The following is a 20,014-nucleotide window of genomic DNA, read 5'->3' as shown; positions in this document are numbered from 1 at the left end:
GATCCTCAATACCGTCACCCTTCGACGCAGTAGCGCGGGGGTCGCAGGAGGCACCGTGCTCACCGCGTTCGCCCGGGCGTTCAAGACGCCCGACCTGCGCAAGAAGCTGCTCTTCACACTCGGCATCATTGTGCTGTTCAGGCTCGGCGCGCACATTCCTGTCCCGGGCGTCAACTACCAGAACGTCCAGATCTGCGTCGACTCCGCGAAGGAAAGCGGGGGCGGGCTCTTCAGCCTGGTCAACATGTTCAGTGGTGGCGCGCTGTTGCAGATCACCATCTTCGCGCTCGGCATCATGCCGTACATCACGGCGAGCATCATCCTTCAGCTGCTGACCGTGGTCATCCCACGGCTGGAGGCCCTGAAGAAGGAGGGGCAGTCCGGCACGGCGAAGATCACGCAGTACACGCGTTATCTGACCGTGGCGCTCGCCATCCTCCAGGGCACCGGTCTCGTGGCCACCGCCAACTCCGGCGCCCTGTTCCAGGGCTGCGCCGAGGCGGTCCGCTCGCAGATCGTGCCGGACAAGTCGATCTTCACCACCGCGGTCATGGTCATCACGATGACCGCAGGCACCGCGATGGTCATGTGGCTCGGTGAGCTCATCACCGACCGCGGCATCGGCAACGGCATGTCCATCCTGATGTTCATCTCGATCGCCGCGGGCTTCCCGGCGTCGCTGTGGGCCATCAAGGACGGCGGCAAGATGGCCGACGGCTGGATCGAGTTCGGCATCGTCATCCTCGTCGGATTCGCGATGGTCGCGCTCGTGGTGTTCGTGGAACAGGCCCAGCGCCGCATCCCCGTGCAGTACGCGAAGCGGATGATCGGCCGGAAGTCCTACGGCGGTACGTCCACTTACATCCCGCTGAAGGTGAACCAGGCGGGTGTGATTCCCGTCATCTTCGCTTCTTCGCTGCTCTACATTCCTGCTTTGATCGTCCAGTTCTCCGGTTCCACCGCGTCCTGGGCGCAGTGGATCCAGACCAACCTGACCAAGGGCGATCACCCGTACTACATCGTCACGTACTTCCTCCTGATCGTGTTCTTCGCCTTCTTCTACGTGGCGATCTCGTTCAACCCCGAGGAAGTTGCCGACAACATGAAGAAGTATGGTGGCTTCATCCCGGGCATCCGGGCAGGTCGACCTACTGCTGAGTACCTGAGTTACGTGCTGAACCGCATCACGTGGCCGGGATCGCTGTACCTGGGTCTGATCGCTCTCGTGCCGACGATGGCGTTGGCCGGCTTCGGTGCCAGCCAGGACTTCCCGTTCGGCGGCACAAGCATCCTCATCATCGTGGGTGTGGGTCTGGAGACCGTGAAGCAGATCGAGAGCCAGCTCCAGCAGCGCAATTACGAAGGGTTCCTCCGCTGATGCGTATCGTCCTCGTCGGGCCGCCGGGCGCGGGCAAGGGAACGCAGGCTGCGTTCCTCGCCGCGAACCTGTCGATCCCGCACATTTCGACGGGTGACCTCTTCCGGGCCAACATCAGCCAGGGCACGCCCCTCGGCCTGGAGGCCAAGGCGATCATGGACGCCGGAAATCTGGTCCCCGACGAGGTCACGATCGGCATGGCGCTGGACCGCATGGCCCAGCCGGACGCCGAGAACGGCTTCCTGCTCGACGGCTTCCCGCGCAACGTCTTCCAGGCCGAGGCCCTGGACGCCGCGCTGAAGGAGCAGGGGCAGAAGCTGGACGCCGTCCTGGACCTCGAGGTCCCGGAGGAAGAGGTCGTCAAGCGGATCGCCGGACGCCGGATCTGCCGCAACGATTCCGCTCACGTCTTCCACGCGACGTACAGCCCGCCGAAGACCGAGGGCGTCTGTGACGTCTGCGGCGGCGAGCTGTTCCAGCGCTCGGACGACACCGAGGAGACCGTGCGCAAGCGGCTCGACGTCTACCACACGCAGACCGAGCCGATCATCGACCACTACAAGGCGCAGGGCCTGGTGGTCACCCTCTCCGCGGAAGGCAAGGTCGCCGAGGTGACCGCGCGCGCGATGGACGCCCTGAAGCGCGATGTGCAACCGGCAGAAGGCCAGGGCGCTTAATCGCCGCCCGGCTCCCATACGTACGACGGTGAAGGCCGCGGTGTCCTCAGGGCGCCGCGGCCTCGCTGTTGGGGCCGTAGTGTTGAAACCGAAGTCATACGAGCGTGGAAGGCACACCCATGGTGGAGATCAAGACTCCCGAGCAGATCGCGAAGATGCGTGAGGCGGGGCTGGTCGTCGCCGCCATTCACGCGGCGACCCGTGAGGCGGCCGTTCCCGGCGCCAGCACCAAGGACCTGGACGAGGTCGCGCGCAAGGTGCTCGCGGAGCACGGCGCGAAGTCCAACTTCCTGGGGTACGGCGGCTTCCCCGCCACCATCTGCACCTCGGTGAACGAGGTCGTCGTGCACGGCATCCCGGACGAGAAGACCGTTCTGAAGGACGGCGACATCATCTCCGTGGACTGCGGCGCCATCATCGACGGCTGGCACGGCGACGCGGCGTACACCGCCTTCGTCGGCGGCGGGCACGCGCCGGAGCTCCTGGAGCTGTCCCGGGTGACCGAGGAGTCGATGTGGGCGGGCATCGCCGCCATGAAGCTGGGCAACCGGCTCGTCGACATCTCCAAGTCCATCGAGGGCTACATCCGCCGCCAGCCCCGCCCGGCCACCGGCAAGTACGGGATCATCGAGGACTTCGGCGGGCACGGCATCGGGTCCGAGATGCACATGGACCCGCACCTGCTGAACTACGTCACGCGCAAGCGGGGCAAGGGCATCAAGCTGGTCCCTGGCGTCTGCCTGGCCATCGAGCCGATGGTCTCGCTGGGCACGGCGCAGACCGAGACCCTCGCGGACGACTGGACGGTCATCACGACGGACGGCACCTGGTCCTCGCACTGGGAGCACTCCATCGCGCTGACCGAGAACGGCCCGCTGGTCCTGACCGCCGTCGACGGCGGCAAGGCCAAGCTGGCGGAGTACGGGATCACGGCGGCGCCGGATCCCCTTGCGTGAAGGGTTCGCCCCGGTGGGGTGAATGCCGCATAACGATCATCAGTGTTGGGCAAACTTGACGGATTCGTCTTTTCGGGTGGCCTGACGTAGACTGACTCGTCGGCTCGCGTGCATCCGTATGCCTGCATACACAGTGCGAGAGCCGATCAAGGTAGCCGATTCGAAGGGCGAAGCGTGGCCAAGAAGCAAGGTGCCATCGAAATCGAGGGCACCGTGATCGAGTCCCTCCCGAACGCAATGTTCAAGGTGGAACTGCAGAACGGTCACAAAGTCCTCGCGCACATCAGCGGCAAGATGCGGATGCACTACATCCGCATCCTCCCGGATGACCGGGTCGTCGTGGAGCTCTCTCCGTACGACCTGACGCGCGGCCGGATCGTCTACCGGTACAAGTAGATCTTGCCGAGCCCCTTCCGGGGGGTATGCGGCACTGACCCGGAGAACCTGACATCCCATGAAGGTCAAGCCGAGCGTCAAGAAGATCTGCGACAAGTGCAAGGTGATCCGCCGTCACGGTCGGGTCATGGTCATCTGCGAAAACCTGCGCCACAAGCAGCGCCAGGGCTGACGCACGACCTTTCCTGCATCTCGCAGTTCTTCGCGCGACGCAAGCAATTCGTACATACGCAGGGCACGTCCAGTCCTTGAGGCTGGCGGCACCTCCGGCGGGGGCCGGGGACCCGGACGTACCACTTCATCCAGCGTGGTGAGGTCGGCGGTCGGGAGCAGCGCTGTGGAAGACCCCCGAGATAACAACTGGAGCCATTGAATGGCACGCGTTTCAGGTGTTGACATCCCGCGCGAAAAGCGTGTGGAGATCGCACTCACCTACGTCTTCGGTATCGGGCGCACCCGGTCCAAGGAGATTCTCGCCTCGACCGGCGTGAACCCGAACACCCGCGTTCGTGACCTGGCCGAAGAGGACCTCGTCAAGATCCGCGAGTACGTTGACGCCAACCTGCGCACCGAGGGTGACCTCCGTCGCGAGGTGCAGGCCGACATCCGCCGCAAGGTCGAGATCGGCTGCTACCAGGGTCTGCGTCACCGTCGCGGTCTCCCGGTCCACGGTCAGCGCACCAGCACCAACGCGCGTACCCGCAAGGGCCCGCGTCGCGCGATCGCCGGCAAGAAGAAGCCGGGCAAGAAGTAGTCCTTAGCGGACACGCTTTCCAAGCGGTCTTCGCTGTAGGACCGACCACCTCCCTCTCCATCTGGAGTTAAGACATGCCCCCCAAGGGACGTCAGGGCGCCGCCAAGAAGGTGCGCCGCAAGGAAAAGAAGAACGTCGCTCACGGCCACGCTCACATCAAGAGCACGTTCAACAACACGATCGTGTCCATCACGGACCCGACCGGCAACGTGATCTCGTGGGCCTCCGCCGGCCACGTGGGCTTCAAGGGCTCGCGCAAGTCCACCCCCTTCGCCGCGCAGATGGCCGCCGAGTCGGCTGCCCGTCGCGCGCAGGAGCACGGCATGCGCAAGGTCGACGTCTTCGTCAAGGGTCCCGGCTCCGGCCGTGAGACCGCGATCCGCTCCCTCCAGGCCACGGGCCTCGAGGTCGGTTCGATCCAGGACGTCACCCCGACGCCGCACAACGGCTGCCGTCCGCCGAAGCGTCGTCGCGTCTGATTCGTCGCCCGTTCTTCGGGCGTCGCGTCTGCAATACCTCGTGTCGTGAGTGGCCGTACGGAGACCGACCTCCGTACGGCGCTCGCTTCGCGTTTCGGGCGGTACAGCTCTTCGGGGCCGTATCGCCCGTACCCTTGTGGTAGTTGGCGTCAAATAGTGGGCGCCAAGAACAAGAAGGAACCCCATGCTTATTGCTCAGCGCCCGTCGCTGACCGAAGAGGTCGTCGACGAGTACCGCTCCCGGTTCGTGATCGAGCCGCTGGAGCCGGGCTTCGGTTACACGCTCGGTAACTCCCTGCGTCGTACCCTCCTGTCGTCCATCCCGGGTGCCGCTGTCACCAGCATCCGGATCGACGGTGTCCTGCACGAGTTCACCACCGTGCCGGGCGTCAAGGAGGACGTCACCGACCTCATCCTCAACATCAAGCAGCTGGTCGTCTCCTCGGAGCACGACGAGCCGGTCGTGATGTACCTGCGCAAGCAGGGTCCCGGCCTGGTCACCGCTGCCGACATCGCGCCCCCGGCCGGTGTCGAGGTGCACAACCCGGACCTGGTCCTCGCCACGCTCAACGGCAAGGGCAAGCTGGAGATGGAGCTGACCGTCGAGCGCGGTCGCGGCTACGTCTCCGCCGTCCAGAACAAGCAGGTGGGCCAGGAGATCGGTCGTATTCCGGTCGACTCCATCTACTCCCCGGTGCTCAAGGTCACGTACAAGGTCGAGGCGACCCGTGTCGAGCAGCGCACCGACTTCGACAAGCTGATCGTCGACGTCGAGACCAAGCAGGCCATGCGTCCCCGTGACGCCATGGCGTCTGCCGGTAAGACCCTGGTCGAGCTGTTCGGTCTGGCGCGTGAGCTCAACATCGACGCCGAGGGCATCGACATGGGCCCGTCGCCGACGGACGCGGCCCTGGCCGCCGATCTCGCCCTGCCGATCGAGGAGCTTGAGCTCACCGTCCGGTCGTACAACTGCCTCAAGCGCGAGGGCATCCACTCGGTGGGCGAGCTCGTCGCCCGCTCCGAGGCGGACCTGCTCGACATTCGTAACTTCGGTGCGAAGTCGATCGACGAGGTCAAGATGAAGCTCAACGGCATGGGCCTGGCCCTCAAGGACAGCCCCCCCGGGTTCGACCCGACCGCCGCCGCCGACGCCTTCGGCGCCGACGACGACGCGGATGCCGGTTTCGTGGAGACCGAGCAGTACTAAGCACCACCCCCGGGTGCGCTCCCCTTTCGTGTGGAGCGCACCCGGCACAGACTGCCCGTGAGCGTCCGCTCGTGGGGTCCTGACACCGGTACCTGATACGGCCGGTGCAGATTCAAGGAGAAACACCATGCCGCGTCCCGCAAAGGGTGCCCGTCTGGGCGGCAGCGCCGCGCACGAGAAGCTGCTCCTCGCGAACCTCGCGAAGTCGCTGTTCGAGCACGGCCGCATCACGACGACCGAGGCCAAGGCCCGTCGTCTGCGCCCCGTCGCCGAGCGTCTCGTCACCAAGGCGAAGAAGGGCGACATCCACAACCGTCGCCTGGTGCTCCAGACGATCACGGACAAGAGCATCGTCCACACGCTCTTCACCGAGATCGCCCCGCGCTACGAGAACCGCCCCGGTGGTTACACGCGCATCACCAAGATCGGCAACCGTCGTGGCGACAACGCCCCGATGGCCGTCATCGAGCTGGTCGAGGCCCTGACCGTGCAGCAGAACGCTGTCGGCGAGGCCGAGGCCGCCACGAAGCGCGCCGTGAAGGAAGACGACGCCAAGGCCGAGCAGGCTGAGGTCGTCGAGGACGCGAAGCCCGAGGGCGACGAGTCCAAGTAGTACCGAGTACTGCTGAGTAGTGCTGGACGGGCCCGTTCCCAGTTTTCTGGGGGCGGGCCCGTTCTGCTGTGCGGGCCCGTTGTGCTGGGTGGGCCTGTTCTGCTGGGTGGGGTCGTCGGGTTTTCGGTTGTCGGGTTTCGGTTGTCGGGTCGAGCGTGGAGGCTGGTTGTGGCTGAAGAGGTGGCGGACGGGTTCGTACGGGTGAGGCTGGACCTCTCGTACGACGGCAGGGACTTCTCCGGGTGGGCGAAGCAGCCCAGCGGGCGGCGGACCGTGCAGGGGGAGATCGAGGCGGCGCTGCGGACGGTCACCCGGTCGGAGACGAACTTCGACCTGACGGTGGCCGGGCGGACCGACGCCGGGGTGCACGCGCGCGGGCAGGTCGCGCACGTGGACCTACCGGAGGAGGTGTGGGCGGAGCACGAGGAGAAGCTGCTGCGGCGGCTCGCGGGGCGGCTCGCGCACGATGTACGGGTGTGGAGCGTGGCGCGGGCGCCGGAGGGGTTCAACGCGCGGTTCTCGGCGATCTGGCGCCGGTACCAGTACCGGGTGACGGATCACCCGGGCGGTGTCGATCCGCTGATCCGCAGTCATGTGCTGTGGCACGACTGGGAGTTGGACGTCGAGAAGATGAACGCGGCGGCGGCGCTGCTGGTCGGGGAGCACGACTTCGCTGCGTACTGCAAGAAGCGGGAGGGGGCGACGACGATCCGTACGCTCCAGGAGCTGTGGTGGGAACGGGGGGCGGACGGGGTCGTCACGGGGACCGTGCGGGCCGACGCGTTCTGCCACAACATGGTGCGGTCGTTGGTGGGGGCGCTGCTGCACGTGGGGGACGGGCACCGGGACGTGGAGTGGCCCGCGAAGGTGCTGGCGGCGCGGGTGCGGGACTCGTCGGTGCACGTGGTGAAGGCGCACGGGCTGACGCTGGAGGAAGTGGCGTATCCGGCGGACGAGCTGCTCGCGGCGCGGGCGGTCGAGGCGCGGAACGTGCGGACGCTGCCGGGAAGTCCGCCGGGGGGCCTGCCGGGGGGCCTGCCGGGAAGTGGGGAGAGCGGGGGCGGTTGTTGCTGATGTTGGTGAGGGTGCGTGAGGGGGGCGGGTGTTGAGGGAGCTTGTGGGGACTTGTCCAGGCGCATTGTCAGTGGGCTGTGGGAAGGTGCTTTCAGACATCGATTCGGGTGGCGTACGGGGGCTGTGATGACGGGAGCGGGAAAACGCGGGGTGTGGGTGCTGCTGGTGGCAGTGGCGCTGTTCGCGGTGGTGGTGCTGCCGCAGATCCTGTCGAAGGACGACGACGACCGGCCGTCTCGGGCGGCCGGGGTGTCGTTGGGCGTGCCGAAGAAGTCGGACGTCGAGAAGGGGGCGACGGGTGCGTCCGGCGGAGGTGGCGGCGGTCCGGTTCCGGGGAGCTCCGGTTCCGGGAAGGGCGCCGGTGAAGCGTCGGAGGACGGGGAGGAGCCGGACGAAGGGGTGGACCGGGCGGCGATCGGGGCGGCCTTCGCGGCGGCCCGTGCCGGGGACTGCCTCGCGCTCTTCGACACCGGCGACGGGTGGAACACCCGGATACCCCAGAAGGTCGGCTGCGCGGGGGACGCGGGGCTGACGCGGGTCAGTGCGGTGCGGACCGGCTGGAGCGCGTGCCCGACGGGGGACGGACAGTCGTACGTGGTGCACAGGACGGACCAGGGCAAGAAGGTGCTGTGCCTGACCCGGCAGTACAAGGCCGGGTACTGCGTGCTGGCGGAGAAGGGCGCCGGGGCGGACGGCGGGACGATGCGGCTCGGGTCGATGACGGCGGTCGAATGCAAGGCGAAGAAGCTCGCGAAGCCGTACGACACGGTCCTGCACATCACCGGGGTGTACGGGCCCGGGTCCGGGCGGACGGGGTGCAGCCGGGCCGTGGACGACAGGACCCTCTACTGGTTCTGGAAGGTGAACGGGGGCGGCACGCTGCTCTGCACGATGGTCTACCGGGGCTAGCTGCCTACGGCCCCCGGCCTGCCCTTCTCGGGGCTGCCGGGGGTGGACGGTCAGCGGCGGGTGGCTGCCCAGAGGAGGACGCCGGTCGCGGCCAGGGCGACGACGGTGGCGCTGCCGAGCGTGTAGAGGAACGGGAACCAGAGCAGGGCGAGCAGGGCGCAGTATCCGCAGGCCAGTACGGAGAGGCCGAGCTGGATGCGTGGGGGGCCGCTGCCGTTCAGGCGTACCAGGACGGCGATGAAGACCGCGGTCCACAGGGCGGCGCGGGGCTGGTCGAAGGTGACCGTGCGGGCGACGTCGCTGACGATGCCGTACCAGCTCTCCCGTACCAAGTCGGCCTGCATGGAGGCGATTTCGCGCAGTTCGTCGGAGCCGCCCGCGGCGCGTTGCAGGTCGTTGAGGTTGTTCACCGTCGTCCGGTAGTACTCGTAGACGGCGAGCAGGGTGAAGCCGAGAGCATGCAGGACGCCGGTGGTGAATCCGGTGGCGCGGCTGCGGTGGAGGGCGCGGCGGTCGTCCGGGGTCAGGGGCTTGGGGGCGGCCGGTTCGGGGACGAGGGCGTCGTCGGGCTGCTGGCGGTGCTGGCTGTGGTGCGGGGGTGTGGGGGTGCCGGGGTAGGGGGTGTGGGCCCGGGCCCGTGGGGGAGCGGGGGCGGGGGACGCGGCGGGTGCGGGGGTGGGCCGGGACGCCGTCGCCGGGCGGGGTGTGGGGCGGGCTGCCGGACGGGGTGTGGGGCGGGCGGTCTGGGCGGGGCGGGCGGCGGGTACCGGGCGGACGGGAGGTGTGGGGGGCTGGGGGATGGCGGGGGACTGCTGGTGGGGGACGGCTTGGGGCCAGCTGAGGTGGGGCTTGGCGGTGCTGAGCTGGGTGGTGTGGGAGGGGGCGGGCTTGGGCTTGGGGGTGGGGCCGGAATCGCGCTCAGGGGTGGAGGTGAGGTCGGGGGGCGTGCTGGCCTTCGCTTTGTCCTGGGGGGCGTCGGCGTCGGGGGTCGGCTCGGTGTCCGGGGTGGGGGTTCCGGGCGTGGGGGGATTGGGGTCGGGCTGGGGGGTCGGCGTGGGCGTGGAGGGGCTGGTGGGCTGGGGGTCCGGTGCGGTACGGGAGGGGCCGGTGGGCTCGGGGGTGGTGGCGGCCCGGGGCTCGGAGGGTTTGGGCTTCACGGGGCGTGAAGGGAGCGGGGGGCGGGTGGGGGCGGTGCCGGAGGCCCCTCGGGTGGGGCTTTTGGGCGGGGGAGGGGTGTCCGGCGTGCGCTGTTCTTCGTTCCTGCCCGTGTTCATGTGCTCCAGCTCCCCGATGGTGGCGGGCCCGTGTGCGGCCCGGCGTCAGGGTAGTCAGGGGGAGAGTGGGTCGCCAGGGGCGGGCCCGGGCCTGTACGGCATCAGCACAGACAGGGCCCGGGGCTGTGGGGGTTCTGTCAGCTGTTGGCGGTCGTGTCGGCGGTGGCGGCGGCGGATGCCTGGGTGCGGCCGCGTTCGACGATGCGGAGGAAGGTGTACTTCGCGGTGTCGTCGCCGAGGGCGTAGATGTTCTTGTCCTCGGTGGTGACGTCGCGCTTGTTGTCGGTGAAGCCGCTGACGGTGAAGTAGGCGTAGCGGCCGTAGGAGTTGGCGGTCTTGCGGCAGATCGTGCCGTTGCGGCAGAAGGTGGGGACGCCGGAGCCGGGGAGGGAGGCGACGCCGTCCTTCACCTGATTCTTCGCCGTGAGGGCTTGGGCTTCGGTGGGGAAGACCGCCACGCCGACGGTGACGGCCGTGCCGCCCTTGGTGAAGGTCGCGCGGATGAGCTGGGTGCAGCCGTTGGTGTTGAGGATGCCGCCCAGGCGGCCCTGGGTGCCCGACGCGCAGTTGGTGACGCGGTTCGTGGCGCCCTTGGCGTAGGTGCGGTTCTCCAGGGTGAGGGACGTGCCGGGGAAGAGGGTGTCCGCGCTGAGCGGGGCCTTGTCCTTCTCGGCGCTGGAGATGAAGTCCTTCGGGTCGGGCGGGGGCGGGGGTGCGACGGGGGAGAAGGAGGGGGTGGGGGCTCCTCCCGACTCCGTGGGGAGGGTTTCGGGGGAGGGGAGGGTGTTGTTCTTGCCGTCGGAGGGGGAGCCGTCGCCGGAGGAGACGATCGCGGTGGTGACGAGGGCGGCTACGGCGAGGGTGGCGAGGGTGCCGCCGGCGAGGTAGAGGAGGCGGTTGCGGCGGGTGCGGGTGGCGGCGGCGTCGGCGAGGGCGGACCAGTCGGGGGTGGGGTTTCCGGGGGTGACCTGCGCGGTCGGGCCGGGGTGGGCGGTGTAGGGGTGGGGCGGGGCGGTGCCGTACGGGGCGGGGCCGTTGGGGGTGGGTGGGGCGGTGCCGTATGGGGTGGGGGCCTCGGGGGTGGGGCGGGGGGAACCGTAGGGTGCGGCTCCGCCGGGGGCCGCCCCTTGCCCACCCGTTCCGCCCTCTGGGCGGCCCAGCTGCCCAAGGGGCTGGGGATCGGGGCGGCCCAGCTGCCCAAGGGGCTGGGGATTGGGGCGGCCCTGCTGGTCAAGGGGGTGGGGGAGGGGTGGGCCGAAGTGGCCTTGGGGGGTGGGGGGTTGGGGGGTGCCGTGTGGGGGGTTTGCCCCGGGGGCGTCCGAGGGTCCCCCATGCCCGATGCTCATGGCGCGCATCCTAACGACCCGTGCCGGAGCGCCGTAGGCACGTAATGCGGTTGGGGTGGGGAGGGGCGGGCGGCGAGAATGCCGGTATGGGACATCTTGAGGTCGGACATGTCGAGTACTACTTGCCGGACGGGCGGGTGCTGCTCGGCGACGTTTCGTTCCGGGTGGGGGAAGGTGCTGTCGTCGCGCTCGTCGGACCCAACGGGGCGGGGAAGACGACGCTGCTGAAGATCATCGCCGGGGAGTTGCAGGCCCATGGGGGGTCGGTGACCGTGAGCGGTGGGCTCGGGGTGATGGGGCAGTTCGTGGGGTCCGTGCGGGACGGGCGGACCGTGCGGGATCTGTTGGTGTCGGTGGCGCAGCCGCGGATCCGGGAGGCGGCTGCCGCCGTCGACAAGGCCGAGAGCGCGATTCTGGAGCGCGACGACGAGGCCGCGCAGATGGAGTACGCGCAGGCGCTGAGCGACTGGGCGGAGGTCCAGGGGTACGAGGCCGAGACCGTCTGGGACATGTGCACCATGGCCGCGCTCGGCGTTCCGTACGAGAAGGCGCAGTGGCGCGAGGTGCGCACGCTCAGTGGGGGTGAGCAGAAGCGGCTGGTGCTGGAGGCGCTGCTGCGGGGGCCGGACGAGGTGCTGCTGCTCGATGAGCCGGACAACTATCTGGACGTGCCCGGCAAGCGGTGGCTTGAGGGGAAGCTCAAGGAGACGCGGAAGACGGTTCTCTTCGTCAGCCACGACAGGGAGCTCCTGTCGCGGGCGGCGGAGAAGATCGCGAGCGTGGAGCCGGGGCCCACGGGGTCGGAGGTCTGGATTCACGGCGGTGGATTCGACACGTACCACGAGGCGCGCAAGGAGCGGTTCGCGCGCTTCGAGGAGCTGCGGCGACGGTGGGACGAGAAGCACGCGCAGCTGAAGAAGCTCGTGCTGAACCTGCGGCAGGCCGCCTCCATCAGCCATGAGCTGGCGTCCCGGTACGCGGCCGCCCAGACGAGGCTGCGGAAGTTCGAGGAGGTCGGGCCGCCGCCGGAGCCGCCGCGTGAGCAGGACATCACGATGCGGCTGAGGGGCGGGCGCACCGGGGTGCGGGCCGTCACCTGCGAGGGGCTTGAGCTGACCGGGCTGATGAAGCCCTTCGACCTGGAGGTCTTCTACGGCGAGCGGGTCGCCGTACTCGGGTCGAACGGGTCCGGGAAGTCGCACTTCCTGCGCCTGCTGGCCGGTGACGACGTCAAGCACACCGGGATGTGGAAGCTCGGGGCGCGGGTCGTGGCCGGGCACTTCGCGCAGACGCACGCGCATCCGGAGCTGATGGGGCGCACCCTGGTCGACATTCTGTGGTCCGAGCACTCCAAGGACCGGGGCGGCGCGATGTCGGTGCTGCGGCGGTACGAGCTGGAGGGGCAGGGGGACCAGGGCTTCGACCGGCTGTCGGGCGGGCAGCAGGCCCGTTTCCAGATCCTGCTGCTGGAGCTGGCGGGGACCACGGCTCTGCTGCTCGACGAGCCGACGGACAACCTGGACCTGGAGTCGGCGGAGGCGTTGCAGGAGGGGCTGGAGGCGTACGAGGGGACGGTGCTGGCGGTCACGCACGACCGGTGGTTCGCGAAGTCCTTCGACCGGTATCTGGTGTTCGGGGCGGACGGGGTCGTACGGGAGACGCCGGAGCCGGTGTGGGACGAGCGGAGGGTGGAGCGGGCTCGCTGACGCTCGGGGCGGGGGGTGTGGGAGCGGGGTGTTTTGACCCGTCCGGGGTGGGGCGGGTAGTCTCGGGTGTTGTTATACGTATGGGCAGAGGCGTACTCACGCGAGAGTCCTTACGTAGGTTCCCTGGAGCAGTTACCAGTGGCTCGCATACGGGCGGTGTTCCCGGCATTGCGGGCCCCAGCTGCATGATCGCTTCAGGTGTGTCTGGATCCCATCCACTGAAGAAGCGAAGGCTACGAAGTGCGTACGTACAGCCCCAAGCCCGGCGATGTCACTCGCCAGTGGCACATCATCGACGCGCAGGACATCGTCCTGGGCCGTCTGGCGACCACGGCAGCGAACCTCCTCCGGGGCAAGCACAAGCCGACCTATGCCCCGCACATGGACATGGGTGACTTCGTCATCATCATCAACGCCGAGAAGATCCACCTCTCCGGCAACAAGAAGACCCAGAAGATGGCGTACCGCCACTCGGGCTTCCCGGGCGGTCTGCGCTCGATGCGCTACGACGAGCTCATGGAGAAGAGCCCGGAGAAGGCCGTCGAGAAGGCCATCAAGGGCATGATCCCCAAGAACACCCTGGGCCGTCAGATGCTCTCGAAGCTCAAGGTCTACGCGGGCCCCGAGCACCCGCACGCTGCTCAGCAGCCGGTCCCGTTCGAGATCACCCAGGTCGCGCAGTAGTTCCGGCCACCCCCCTAAGACGTACAGAAAGATCTGAGGAGAATCGTGGCCGAGACCACTGTTGAGAACCCCGTCGAGGGCACCGAGGAGGAGACCTTCGCGGAGGTCACCACCTTCGAGTCGGAGGTTCCCGTCGAGGGCGAGTACACCAGCGAGTCGCTGGCGTCCCGCTTCGGCGACCCCCAGCCGGCGGCCGGCCTTGGCCGTCGCAAGAACGCCATCGCCCGCGTCCGGATCGTTCCGGGCACCGGCAAGTGGAAGATCAACGGGCGTACGCTCGAGGACTACTTCCCGAACAAGGTCCACCAGCAGGAAGTCAACGAGCCCTTCAAGGTGCTTGAGCTTGACGACCGCTACGACGTCATCGCCCGCATCTCGGGTGGCGGCGTGTCCGGCCAGGCCGGTGCGCTCCGTCTGGGTGTCGCCCGTGCGCTGAACGAGGCCGACGTCGACAACAACCGCGCCACGCTGAAGAAGGCCGGCTTCCTCTCCCGCGACGACCGTGCGGTCGAGCGCAAGAAGGCCGGTCTCAAGAAGGCCCGCAAGGCGCCGCAGTACAGCAAGCGCTAATCACGCGCCTGCTCGATCCGCCTGTGCGGTTCGACTGCGTCACAGCATCACCGTTCGCCCCGGTGGCACTCTCGTGCCACCGGGGCGTTCGTTTAGTTCGGTTGAGAACCCTTTTCTGAACGTTTATTGGACTCCCTCGGGCGTATAACGGGCACGAAGCGCTCAGAGCTCGTTGAGGGTCGCGTTTTCGAAGCACGACGGCATTTCGGAGGACAGCTGTGGGACGACTCTTCGGCACGGACGGTGTGCGCGGCGAGGCCAATGCGGATCTGACGGCGGAGCTCGCGCTCGGTCTGTCGGTCGCGGCCGCGCACGTACTCGCCGAGGCGGGCACTTTTGCGGGCCATCGGCCGACGGCAGTGGTCGGGCGCGACCCGCGTGCGTCGGGAGAGTTTCTGGAGGCCGCCGTCGTGGCGGGCCTGGCGAGCGCGGGCGTGGACGTCCTGCGCGTCGGTGTGCTGCCCACCCCCGCGGTGGCGTATCTCACCGGTGCGCTGGGCGCCGACCTCGGCGTGATGCTCTCCGCGAGCCACAACGCGATGCCCGACAACGGCATCAAGTTCTTCGCGCGCGGCGGCCACAAGCTCGCGGACGAGCTGGAGGTGCGCATCGAGAACCTCTACGAGCAGCACCGCAGCGGCGAGGCGTGGGACCGTCCGACCGGTGCGGGCGTCGGCCGCGTCACCGACTACGACGAGGGCTTCGACAAGTACATCGCCCACCTGATGGGCGTGCTGCCGAACCGTCTCGACGGCCTGAAGGTCGTCCTCGACGAGGCGCACGGCGCGGCGTCGCGCGTGTCCCCGGAGGCGTTCGCGCGCGCCGGGGCCGAGATCGTCACCATCGGCGCTGAGCCGGACGGCCTCAACATCAACGACGGCTACGGCTCCACGCACATGGAGCGCCTGCAGGCCGCGGTCGTCGAGCACGGCGCCGACCTCGGTGTCGCGCACGACGGCGACGCCGACCGCTGCCTGGCCGTGGACGGCAAGGGCAACGAGGTCGACGGGGACCAGATCCTCGCCGTGCTCGCGCTCGCCATGCGCGAGGCCGGGCAGCTGCGCAAGAACACCGTCGTCGGCACGGTCATGTCCAACCTGGGCTTCAAGCTGGCCATGGAGGGCGAGGGCATCGAGGTCGTGCAGACCGGTGTCGGCGACCGCTACGTGCTGGAGTCGATGAAGGAGCACGGTTACGCGCTCGGCGGCGAGCAGTCCGGGCACGTCATCGTCCTGGACCACGCGACGACCGGCGACGGCACGCTGACCGGCCTGATGCTGGCCGCGCGCGTCGCCGCCACCGGCCGCAGCCTCGCGGACCTCGCGGGCGTCATGAACCGGCTGCCGCAGATCCTCATCAACGTGCCGGACGTCGACAAGTCCCGCGTCGCCACCTCGCCGGAACTGTCGGCCGCCGTGGCCGCCGCCGAGAGCGAGCTGGGCTCCACCGGCCGGGTGCTGCTGCGCCCGTCGGGCACCGAGCCGCTGGTGCGCGTGATGGTCGAGGCCGCCGACATCGACCAGGCCAAGGCCGTCGCGGGCCGCCTGGCGGATGTGGTCAAGTCCGCGCTGGGCTAAGGCTTCAGGGCCGTACGACGAAGGGGCCCGGCCGGAGTGGATCCGGTCGGGCCCCTTCGTCGTACGCGCGTACCTAGAGCTTGCGCAGGGAGAGGCGCTGGACCTTGTGGTCGGGGCCCTTGCGGACGACCAGGGTGGCGCGGCCGCGAGTGGGGGCGACGTTCTCCAGGAGGTTGGGGCGGTTGATGGTGCGCCAGGTGTTGCGGGCGTAGTCGAGGGCTTCTTCCTCGGAGACCTGGGTGTACTTGCGGAAGTACGAGAAGGGGTTCTGGAAGGCGGTGGCGCGGAGCTTGCGGAACCGGTTGAGGTACCAGCCCTCGATGTCCTCCTCGCGCGCGTCGACGTACACCGAGAAGTCGAAGTAGTCGGCGAGGGCCACACGGGTCTTGCCGTCGCTGCCCGGGAGGGCGGGCTGCAGGACGTTCAGGCCCTCGACGATGAGGATGTCCGGGCGGTGCACGGTGAGGCGCTCGCCGGGGACGATGTCGTAGATCAGGTGGGAGTAGACGGGGGCGGTGACCTCGTCCTTCCCTGCTTTCACGTCGGCCACGAAGCGGGTCAGGGCCCGGCGGTCGTACGACTCGGGGAAGCCCTTCCTGGCGGTCAGGCCGCGCTTCTCCAGCTCCCGCATGGGGTACAGGAAGCCGTCCGTGGTGACCAGCTCGACGCGGGGGTGCTCCGGCCAGCGGGCCAGGAGGGCCGCCAGGAGCCGGGCGACCGTCGACTTGCCGACGGCGACGCTGCCCGCGACCCCTATGACGAACGGGGTGCCGCGCTGGGTGCCGTTCTCCCCGAGGAAGGTGTTGAGGGCGCCGCGCAGGTTGCCGGTGGCTCCGACGTACAGGTTCAGCAGGCGGGAGAGCGGGAGGTAGATGTCGCGGACCTCGTCGAGGTCGATGACGTCGCCCAGACCGCGCAGCCGCTCGACCTCCTCTGCGGTGAGGGGCAGCGGCGTCTTCTCGCGCAGGGCGCTCCACTCGGCGCGGGTGAGGTCCAGGTACGGGGAGGACTCGGCCCGGCGGTGGGAGCTTCGTGGCGGCGAAGTGATCACACCCTCCATTGTCAGGGGTGGGGCGGGCTTGTCGCCGGTCGAGAGGGGTGGGCTGGGTCACGTGGGGGGTGGGTTGTACGGGGGCGCGTCTCGATTGGGGGGAGGTGGGGTCGCGTGACGGTCACGATCTTGGAGGGGGGCCGGGAAGGGGCGAAATTCGGTGTTCCGGGGGGCGTGCGGGACCTACATTCCAGAGCGTCACGCCGAGCTGGCGTCACTCTGAGCTAAGGAAGAACATTCATGCGCCGTGCCCTGTTCCGTCGTACCGCCGTAGCCGTTGCCTCGGTGGCGTCGCTGACCCTGCTGGTCGGGGCCTGTGGGGCGGACAAGCCCGCTGACACTCCGGCCAAGGGGGGCGGCAAGGCGGCCTCGGACGCGCCCGCGAAGGGCGGGGACCCGGCGGGCTCGGCGGGCTCGTCGGCGAAGGCGCTGACGGCGGCCGAGCTGGAGAAGGTGGCGCTGGCGGAGGGCGACGTGACCACCCACATGATCGCCCCGGGCAAGAAGGCCGACGAGGTCCCGGCCGGTTCCATCAAGGTCGACAAGCCGGAGTGCACGCCGCTGGCCGACGCCATGGTGGGGGTCGCGGTCGGGAAGCCGGGGGCCTCGGTGCTGCGCAAGGCCATCGAGAAGCCCGCGAAGATGAAGGTCGACCCGAAGGCGTCCGACGAGGAGAAGTTCAAGGCGGGCATGGGTGCGCTGACGCAGCCGGTCACCGTCGAGCGGCTGGCGTCGTACGACGGTACGGGCGCACAGGAGGCGTTCGCGGCCCTCGACAAGGCGGGCAAGGCGTGCGCGGGCGGCTTCGGCGGCCAGCAGGGCGGCGACAAGGTGAACATCGCGAAGGTGACCCCGGACGCGGTGACCGGCGGCGACGAGGCGGCGGGCTGGACGTTCGACATGAAGGGCCAGGGCCCGGACGAGATGGACGTCGTCATGAAGCTGGCGGCGGTGCGCAAGGGCGGGACGGTCGCCACCTTCTACACGTTCAGCCTGGGCGGGACCGTGAAGGCGCAGCCGGTGCCGGTGATCGGGGCGCAGCTGAAGAAGCTGGGCTGAGGGTTCCCGGGGTTTGGGGGCAGCGCGACTTACGCTGCCCCCTATGTGCGGAATCGTGGGATATGTCGGTGGTCAGTCGGCGCTGGACGTCGTACTCGCGGGGCTGAAGAGGCTGGAGTACCGGGGGTACGACTCGGCGGGCGTCGCGGTGCTCGCGGACGGCGCGCTGGTGGCGTCCAAGAAGGCCGGGAAGCTGATCAACCTGGAGAAGGAGCTGGTCGAGCGCCCGTTGCCCGCAGGGGGGACGGGGCTCGGGCACACCCGGTGGGCCACGCACGGCGGGCCCACCGACGCGAACGCGCACCCGCATCTGGACGGTGCGGGGCGCGTGGCGGTCGTACACAACGGGATCATCGAGAACTTCGCGGCGCTGCGTGCCGAACTGGTCGCGCGGGGGCGGACGTTCGCGTCGGAGACCGACTCGGAGGTCGTGGCGCACCTGCTGGCCGAGAGCTTCGCGGGGTGCGGGGACCTGGCGGAGGCCATGCGGCGGGTGTGCCGACGGCTGGAGGGGGCGTTCACCCTGGTGGCCGTGCACGCGGACGTGCCGGACGTGGTGGTGGGGGCGCGGCGGAACTCTCCGTTGGTGGTGGGCGTTGGAGAGGGTGAGTTCTTCCTCGCCTCGGACGTCTCCGCGTTCATCGCCCACACGCGGTCGGCGATCGAGCTGGGGCAGGACCAGGTGGTGGAGCTCCGACGGGACGGGGTCACCGTCACCGACTTCGGGGGCGCGCCCGCGGACGTACGGGCGTACCACGTGGACTGGGACGCCTCGGCGGCCGAGAAGGGGGGCTACGACCACTTCATGCTCAAGGAGATCGCCGAGCAGCCGAAGGCGATCGCGGACACGCTGCGGGGACGGATCGGCGCCGGCGGGGTGCTGACGCTGGACGAGGTGCGGATTCCCCCGGACGTGCTGCGGGAGATCGACAAGGTCGTCGTGGTGGCGTGCGGGACGGCCTTTCACGCCGGGATGATCGCCAAGTACGCCTTCGAGCAGTGGACGCGGCTGCCCTGTGAGACGGAGCTGGCGAGCGAGTTCCGGTACCGGAACCCGATCGTCGACGCGCGGACGCTGGTGATCGCGATCTCGCAGTCCGGGGAGACCATGGACACCCTCATGGCGCTGCGGCACGCGCGGGAGCGGGGGGCGAAGGTCCTCGCCGTCTGCAACACGAACGGGTCGACGATTCCTCGGGAGTCGGATGCGGTGCTGTACACGCATGCCGGTCCTGAGGTGGCCGTCGCGTCGACGAAGGCGTTTCTGACGCAGGTCGTGGCGTGCTGTCTGGTGGCGTTGTACGTGGGTCAGGTGCGCGGGGTCGCCGCCGGGCGGGGTGCGGAAGTCCGGGAGGCGGTGCGGGAGTTGGCGGGGATGCCGGGGGCGGTGGAGGACGTGCTGCGGACGATGGAGCCGGTGCGGGAGCTGGCGCGGTCGCTGGCGAGGAAGGACACCGTGCTCTTCCTCGGGCGGCACGTCGGGTATCCGGTGGCGCTGGAGGGTGCGCTGAAGCTGAAGGAACTGGCGTACATGCACGCGGAGGGGTTCGCGGCGGGCGAGCTCAAGCACGGGCCGATCGCGCTGGTGGAGGAGGGGACGCCGGTCGTCGTGGTCGTGCCGTCGGGGGGCGGGCAATCCGTGGTGCACGACAAGGTGGTGTCGAACATCCAGGAGGTCCGGGCGCGGGGGGCGTGGACGGTCGTGATCGCGGAGGAGGGCGATGAGGTGGTGGTGCCGTACGCGGATCATCTGATTCGGGTGCCTCGGACGTCTACGCTGCTTCAGCCGTTGGTCGCGACCGTGCCGTTGCAGGTCTTCGCGTGCGAGTTGGCCACGGCGCGGGGCAACGAGGTGGATCAGCCGAGGAATCTGGCGAAGTCCGTGACCGTGGAATGAGCCGATTCGGCTGGAGCGAGTGGGAGTGCGGCTGTGATTGTCGGGGTCGGGATTGACGTGGCCGAGATCGAGCGGTTCGGGGCGGCGTTGGAGCGGACGCCGCAGCTGGCGGAACGGCTGTTCGTGGAGAGTGAGCTGACGCTGCCGAGCGGGGAGCGGCGGGGGGTGGCTTCGCTGGCGGCGAGGTTCGCGGCGAAGGAGGCGCTGGCGAAGGCGCTGGGGGCGCCGGGGGGGTTGTTGTGGACGGATGCGGAGGTGTACGTGGAGGAGAGCGGGCGGCCGAGGCTGCGGGTGAAGGGGTCGGTGGCGGCGCGGGCGGAGGTGTTGGGGGTGCGGGGGTGGCATGTGTCGCTCAGCCATGATGCGGGGGTGGCTTCGGCGGTGGTGATCGCGGAGGGGTAGGGGGC

General features: G+C 69.1%; 21 protein-coding genes. 18 read left to right on the top strand and 3 right to left on the bottom strand.

Features of this window, described 5'->3' with window-relative positions; all coding sequences use genetic code 11:
* The first annotated feature begins 55 nt into the window (after positions 1–55).
* The 11 genes from secY to OG897_RS25530 all read left to right on the top strand — a co-directional run bounded on the left by secY (position 56) and on the right by OG897_RS25530 (position 8,443).
* Positions 56–1,378 carry a preprotein translocase subunit SecY gene (secY, locus tag OG897_RS25580; protein WP_266659715.1) on the top strand — a complete coding sequence of 441 codons (1,323 nt, stop codon included), beginning with the start codon at positions 56–58 and terminating at the stop codon, positions 1,376–1,378.
* A complete protein-coding gene (locus OG897_RS25575; RefSeq protein WP_266659713.1) occupies positions 1,378–2,055 on the top strand; it encodes an adenylate kinase in 678 nt (225 codons plus the stop codon). Before secY ends, OG897_RS25575 begins: the two co-directional genes overlap by 1 nt.
* A 119-nt stretch (positions 2,056–2,174) precedes the next feature.
* Positions 2,175–3,011, top strand: coding sequence for a type I methionyl aminopeptidase (gene map, locus OG897_RS25570; protein ID WP_266659711.1), 837 nt, complete (start codon positions 2,175–2,177; stop codon positions 3,009–3,011).
* 174 nt (positions 3,012–3,185) lie between these two features.
* Entirely contained in the window at positions 3,186–3,407 is a 222-nt protein-coding gene (gene infA / locus OG897_RS25565; protein ID WP_003956442.1) for a translation initiation factor IF-1, read from the top strand.
* A gap of 58 nt (positions 3,408–3,465) precedes the next feature.
* Positions 3,466–3,579 carry a 50S ribosomal protein L36 gene (gene rpmJ / locus OG897_RS25560; RefSeq protein WP_009740505.1) on the top strand — a complete coding sequence of 38 codons (114 nt, stop codon included), beginning with the start codon at positions 3,466–3,468 and terminating at the stop codon, positions 3,577–3,579.
* A gap of 201 nt (positions 3,580–3,780) precedes the next feature.
* Complete coding sequence (gene rpsM / locus OG897_RS25555; RefSeq protein ID WP_266659690.1) at positions 3,781–4,161, top strand: 30S ribosomal protein S13; 381 nt, start codon at positions 3,781–3,783, stop codon at positions 4,159–4,161.
* Between the two features lie 74 nt (positions 4,162–4,235).
* Complete coding sequence (rpsK, locus tag OG897_RS25550) at positions 4,236–4,640, top strand: 30S ribosomal protein S11 (RefSeq protein WP_003948617.1); 405 nt, start codon at positions 4,236–4,238, stop codon at positions 4,638–4,640.
* Positions 4,641–4,824: 184 nt separating this feature from the next.
* On the top strand, positions 4,825–5,847 hold the full coding sequence (locus OG897_RS25545; protein WP_185028035.1) for a DNA-directed RNA polymerase subunit alpha: 1,023 nt from the start codon (positions 4,825–4,827) through the stop codon (positions 5,845–5,847).
* Between the two features lie 127 nt (positions 5,848–5,974).
* Positions 5,975–6,460, top strand: a complete 486-nt coding sequence (rplQ, locus tag OG897_RS25540; RefSeq protein WP_266659686.1) for a 50S ribosomal protein L17 — start codon at positions 5,975–5,977, stop codon at positions 6,458–6,460.
* Positions 6,461–6,628: 168 nt separating this feature from the next.
* Positions 6,629–7,534, top strand: a complete 906-nt coding sequence (gene truA / locus OG897_RS25535; RefSeq protein ID WP_266659684.1) for a tRNA pseudouridine(38-40) synthase TruA — start codon at positions 6,629–6,631, stop codon at positions 7,532–7,534.
* A 126-nt stretch (positions 7,535–7,660) separates the two neighbouring features.
* Complete coding sequence (locus tag OG897_RS25530) at positions 7,661–8,443, top strand: hypothetical protein (protein WP_266659682.1); 783 nt, start codon at positions 7,661–7,663, stop codon at positions 8,441–8,443.
* A gap of 50 nt (positions 8,444–8,493) precedes the next feature.
* Here OG897_RS25530 and OG897_RS25525 read toward each other — a convergent pair whose 3' ends face one another.
* The gene (locus tag OG897_RS25525) at positions 8,494–9,600 is read right to left on the bottom strand and encodes a hypothetical protein (RefSeq protein ID WP_266659680.1); all 1,107 of its coding nucleotides are present in this window, start codon (positions 9,598–9,600) and stop codon (positions 8,494–8,496) included.
* A 254-nt stretch (positions 9,601–9,854) separates the two neighbouring features.
* Positions 9,855–11,063, bottom strand: coding sequence for a hypothetical protein (locus tag OG897_RS25520; protein ID WP_323188100.1), 1,209 nt, complete (start codon positions 11,061–11,063; stop codon positions 9,855–9,857).
* Positions 11,064–11,149: 86 nt separating this feature from the next.
* On the opposite strand from OG897_RS25520, the gene OG897_RS25515 reads away from it, so the two are divergent.
* The 4 genes from OG897_RS25515 to glmM all read left to right on the top strand — a co-directional run bounded on the left by OG897_RS25515 (position 11,150) and on the right by glmM (position 15,600).
* Positions 11,150–12,769, top strand: a complete 1,620-nt coding sequence (locus OG897_RS25515; RefSeq protein ID WP_266659678.1) for an ABC-F family ATP-binding cassette domain-containing protein — start codon at positions 11,150–11,152, stop codon at positions 12,767–12,769.
* 240 nt (positions 12,770–13,009) lie between these two features.
* Positions 13,010–13,453, top strand: a complete 444-nt coding sequence (gene rplM / locus OG897_RS25510) for a 50S ribosomal protein L13 (protein WP_266659676.1) — start codon at positions 13,010–13,012, stop codon at positions 13,451–13,453.
* A gap of 45 nt (positions 13,454–13,498) precedes the next feature.
* The gene (gene rpsI, locus OG897_RS25505; RefSeq protein WP_266659674.1) at positions 13,499–14,023 is read left to right on the top strand and encodes a 30S ribosomal protein S9; all 525 of its coding nucleotides are present in this window, start codon (positions 13,499–13,501) and stop codon (positions 14,021–14,023) included.
* Positions 14,024–14,241: 218 nt separating this feature from the next.
* On the top strand, positions 14,242–15,600 hold the full coding sequence (gene glmM / locus OG897_RS25500) for a phosphoglucosamine mutase (protein WP_266659672.1): 1,359 nt from the start codon (positions 14,242–14,244) through the stop codon (positions 15,598–15,600).
* 73 nt (positions 15,601–15,673) lie between these two features.
* Here glmM and coaA read toward each other — a convergent pair whose 3' ends face one another.
* The gene (coaA, locus tag OG897_RS25495) at positions 15,674–16,660 is read right to left on the bottom strand and encodes a type I pantothenate kinase (protein ID WP_266659670.1); all 987 of its coding nucleotides are present in this window, start codon (positions 16,658–16,660) and stop codon (positions 15,674–15,676) included.
* 231 nt (positions 16,661–16,891) lie between these two features.
* Here coaA and OG897_RS25490 point away from each other — a divergent pair, with 231 nt between their 5' ends.
* The 3 genes from OG897_RS25490 to OG897_RS25480 are packed head-to-tail and all read left to right on the top strand — an operon-like array spanning position 16,892 to position 20,009.
* Entirely contained in the window at positions 16,892–17,710 is an 819-nt protein-coding gene (locus OG897_RS25490) for a hypothetical protein (protein WP_266659668.1), read from the top strand.
* Between the two features lie 43 nt (positions 17,711–17,753).
* Positions 17,754–19,607, top strand: a complete 1,854-nt coding sequence (gene glmS / locus OG897_RS25485; RefSeq protein WP_266659666.1) for a glutamine--fructose-6-phosphate transaminase (isomerizing) — start codon at positions 17,754–17,756, stop codon at positions 19,605–19,607.
* A gap of 33 nt (positions 19,608–19,640) precedes the next feature.
* The gene (locus OG897_RS25480) at positions 19,641–20,009 is read left to right on the top strand and encodes a holo-ACP synthase (protein ID WP_266659664.1); all 369 of its coding nucleotides are present in this window, start codon (positions 19,641–19,643) and stop codon (positions 20,007–20,009) included.
* Positions 20,010–20,014 lie beyond the last annotated feature (5 nt).

Source organism: Streptomyces sp. NBC_00237 (assembly GCF_026342435.1).
Lineage (GTDB): Bacteria > Actinomycetota > Actinomycetes > Streptomycetales > Streptomycetaceae > Streptomyces.
This window is presented reverse-complemented; position numbering and strand designations above follow the sequence as displayed.